General features: G+C 70.7%; 3 protein-coding genes and 1 tRNA gene. All 4 read right to left on the bottom strand.

The window, feature by feature from the left end; translation table 11 throughout:
* The coding region (locus ACESL7_RS13860; protein WP_372893897.1) for a heavy metal translocating P-type ATPase at positions 1 to 1,643 on the bottom strand (1,643 nt) is incomplete at its 3' end.
* Between the two features lie 5 nt (positions 1,644 to 1,648).
* Positions 1,649 to 2,110, bottom strand: a complete 462-nt coding sequence (locus ACESL7_RS13855) for a FixH family protein (protein WP_372893896.1) — start codon at positions 2,108 to 2,110, stop codon at positions 1,649 to 1,651.
* A complete protein-coding gene (ccoG, locus tag ACESL7_RS13850; RefSeq protein ID WP_372893895.1) occupies positions 2,107 to 3,543 on the bottom strand; it encodes a cytochrome c oxidase accessory protein CcoG in 1,437 nt (478 codons plus the stop codon). Before ccoG ends, ACESL7_RS13855 begins: the two co-directional genes overlap by 4 nt.
* Positions 3,544 to 3,846: 303 nt before the next feature.
* Positions 3,847 to 3,922: transfer RNA gene (locus ACESL7_RS13845), tRNA-Lys, on the bottom strand.
* Between the last annotated feature and the right edge of the window lie 21 nt (positions 3,923 to 3,943).

Raw genomic sequence — 3,943 nt, 5'->3', positions numbered from 1 at the left:
TCGCCCTCCACCGCGAGCCAGGCCTCGGTCGTCGCGCCGGGCGTGGCGCCGAGCCAGTCGGCGCGGCCGAGGCGCACGCGCCGGCCCTGCCAGAGCGCCTCGGTCCCCTGCCCCGGGATCTCGCGGAGTGCGCTCACCCCGGCGGCTTCGATCCCGCGCGCCGCGGCGGCGGTGGCCAGCGCCTGCGAGAGCGGATGCGCCGAGCCCTCGGCGAGCGCGCGGGCCAGCGCGAGCTCCGCCCCGGTCCGCGCGTCGAGGTTGACGGGCTCCGGCGTGCCGGCGGTGAGCGTGCCGGTCTTGTCGAAGACCACCGTGTCCACCGCCGCGAGGCGTTCGAGCGCCGTGGCGTTCTTGATCAGGAGCCCCTTGCGGAACAGCCGGCCCGAGGCGGCGGTCGTCACAGCCGGCACGGCGAGGCCCAGCGCACAGGGACAGGTGATGATCAGCACCGCCGCCGCGATGTTGAGCGAGACGCGCAGGTCGCCCGACCAGATCAGCCAGCCGAGGAAGGAGAGCCCTGCGAGGATGTGCACCCCCGGCGCGTAGAGCTTCGCCGCCTTGTCGGCGAGCGGCGTGTAGCGCGCGCGCCCCGATTCGGCGACGGCGACGAGCTCGGTCATGCGGTGGAGCGAGGTCTCCTCGCCGACGGCGGTGGCGCGCAGGGTGAGCGGGCCGGTGAGGTTCACCTCGCCCGCGCTGACGGCCATGCCGGGGGCGGCGCGCACCGGCACCGTCTCGCCGGTCAGGAGCGAGCGGTCGAGTTCGGACGCCCCCTCGACGATCTCGCCGTCGACGGGCATCCGCCCGCCCGGCTTCACCCGCACCAGGTCGCCGGCGGCGAGGTCGCCCACGCTCACCGTCTCCTCGGCACCGTCGCGCAGGCGGATGGCGCGCGGCACCTCGAGCGCGGCGAGTTCCTCGGCCGCCGAGCGCGCGACCGCGCGGGTGCGGTGGTCGAGCCAGCGGCCTGCGAGCAGGAAGAAGGTGAGCGCCACCGCCGCGTCGAAATAGGCGTGTTCCCCCGAAAGCGCCGTCTCCCAGAGGGAGGTGACGACGGCGAGACCGATGGCGAGCGAGATCGGCACGTCCATGTTGAGCCCGCCCGCGCGCAGCGCGCTCCAGGCGTTGCGGAAGAAGGGCTGTGCCGAGAAGGCGATCGCCGGGAGCGCGATCGCCGCCGAAACCCAGTGGAAGAGGTCGCGCGTCGGCCCCTCGGCGCCGGACCAGACGGCGATCGAGAGCAGCATGACGTTCATCATGGCGAAGCCCGCCACCGCCATGCGCATCAGGAGGTCGCGGCCCGCGCGGTCCGTCTCGGTCGCGGCGAGCGCGCCGGGATCGAGCTCGTGCGCCTCGTAGCCGGCGCGTTCGAGCACCGGGAGCAGGTCGGCCGCGGTCACGTCCGGGTCGGCGTCGACCGTGGCGCGCTTGAGCGTGAGGTTCACCCGGGCGGACCGCACGCCCGGCGCGGTGTCGAGCGCGCGTTCGACGCCCGCGATGCAGCCCGCGCAATGGATCCTCGGCAGGGACAGCGCGACGCGGTTCCCCGTCCGATCCGCCGCCCTCTCGGCGATCTCGGCGGCGGCCGGGGCCGCGGAACAGGCCGGACAGGCCGAGGCGCCGGGCGCCTGAAGCGTGCTCACGGTCGTCAGCCCCTCACGCTCAGTTGCAGACGCTTCTCGAAGGGCGTGCCGTCGGCGGCTTCGGCCTCGACCCGGACGGTCCAGTAGCCTTCGCCCAGGTCAGCGGGCGCGACGTAATCCCGGCCGTTGAAGTCGAGATCGGCGACGAAGTCCTCGCGCACGTGGGTGGGGCGGCCGACCACCGCCTCGAGCGTGGCGGGGCGCACCGGCTCGCCCGCCGGGCCGCGCAGCGCGAGCACGAGGTAGCCGTCGTCGAGCGTCGCCTCGGCCTGCCAGCCCAGCGCCTCCTGCGCGGCGCGACGATCGTCGAAGCTCTGCGAGGCGACGTAGGGGTTCTTCTCGGTCAGCCCCGGAAAGGTCGAGACCGCATTATAGGCCATGGCCAGATTCACCGTGATGATGATCCCGAAGGCCCCGATGAAGATGGCCGCGGCGTGCTTGCCGGTCAACTTGCGCTCGTCGCTCACTGGACGTCCCTCCCGAAGAAGACGGTATCGTTGTGCGCCCGCTCGTTGTTGGTCGTGTCCTCGACCCAGAGGCGGAACTCGGTGCGCTCGGCGTCGGCGGGCCCGGATCCGGGCGGCGCGATGACGTAGACGCGCTGGCGGTAGGTCTCGTTGGCGGGCACCTGCACGGTCTGGCCGTCCACGCCCTCGAGCGCGATGTCGAGCGCGGGATCGCCGGCGAGCGTGATGCGGTAGGGCCGGTCCTCGCCATGCTTGTTCAGCAGCCGCACGTCGTAGGTGTTGCGCACCGAACCGTCGGACAGCACCACGTTGATCGGGTTGCGCTCCGGCGCGACGGTCATCTCGACCTCGGGGCGAATGAAGAGCGCGAAGACCAGACCGAGGCCGACCAGCCCCCAGAGCGCAGTGTAGAGCATCACCCGGGGGCGGAAGACGTGCTTCCAGACGGGCCTGGGCGTGCCCCCGGCGCGCTCGCGATCCTCGTCCGAAAGCGCGATGTAGTCGATGAGCCCGCGCGGCTTGCCGATCCGTTCCATGACGTCGTCGCAGGCGTCGATGCAGAGCGCGCAGGTGATGCAGGCAAGTTGCTGGCCGTCGCGGATGTCGATGCCGACCGGGCAGACGTTGACGCAGGCGTTGCAGTCGATGCAATCGCCGAGATTCTCCGCCCCCTCGCCCTTGCGGTGCTTGCCGCGCGGCTCGCCGCGCCAGTCGCGGTAGGCGACGGTCAGCGTCTCCTCGTCCATCATCGCCGCCTGGATGCGCGGCCAGGGGCAGGCGTAGATGCAGATCTGCTCCCGCGCGAAGCCACCGAAGACGAAGGTCGTCCCCGTCAGGATGGCGATTGTGATATAGGCCGCCGGATGCGCGTCGAGCGTCACCAGATCCCGCGCCAGCGTCGGCGCGTCGGTGAAATAGAAGACCCAGGCGCCCCCCGTCGCCACCGCGATCAGGAGCCAGGTCGTCCATTTCGTGAGCCGGAGCCGCGCCTTGCGGACATCGAGCTTCTTCTGGCGGTGGAGCCGCAGCCGCGCGTTGCGGTCACCCTCGATCCAGCGCTCGACGAGGATGAAGAGATCGGTCCAGACCGTCTGCGGGCAGGTGTAGCCGCACCAGACGCGACCGAGCGCGGAGGTGAACAGGAACAGACCCAGGCCGGCCATGATCAGCAGCCCGGCCACGAAATAGAACTCGTGCGGCCAGATCTCGATCCAGAAGAAGAAGAACCGCCTGTTGGCGAGATCGATCAGCACCGCCTGATCCGGCAGCTGCGGGCCGCGATCCCAGCGCAGCCAGGGCGTGACGTAATAGATCCCCAAGGTGACGATCATGATGATCCACTTGAGGTTGCGGAACCGGCCCGAGACACGGCGCGGGAAGATGGGCTCGCGCGCTTCGTAGAGCTTCGGGGCGTCGCTGTCGCTGCTGCTCACGGGGATTCGCTCCGGAAATATGGCTATCCTTGACAGGTTTTCTGGCAGCCCCGCGCGGGGTCGACCTTGACCTGCATCAATTCCTGTATCTGTGATCCATCTATGCCCCGCGCGCTGTGGCACCGCGCCGCAGCCGGGAGGCATGGAGCGCAGGACCGACACGCCCCGCCAGGCCGCCGCAGGGGTCATGCCGCGCAAGGGGGACACGCGGGACATGCGCCTGCACGGGAGCACACGCGCCAAGCGAACGCCCCGGACGCGCCCCGAGCCGCACGCCAAGCCGTCGATGCCGTTCCGGAAACGTGGTGAGCCGTGCAGGATTCGAACCTGCGACCCACTGATTAAAAGTCAGTTGCTCTACCAACTGAGCTAACGGCCCACGTTGGGCGCTTCTAGAAAG

The sequence above is a fragment of the Rhodosalinus sp. genome, from assembly GCF_041685465.1.
Taxonomy (GTDB): Bacteria; Pseudomonadota; Alphaproteobacteria; order Rhodobacterales; family Rhodobacteraceae; genus Rhodosalinus.
The sequence above is the reverse complement of the archived record's forward strand: the minus strand, read 5'-3'. Positions and strand labels throughout refer to the sequence as shown.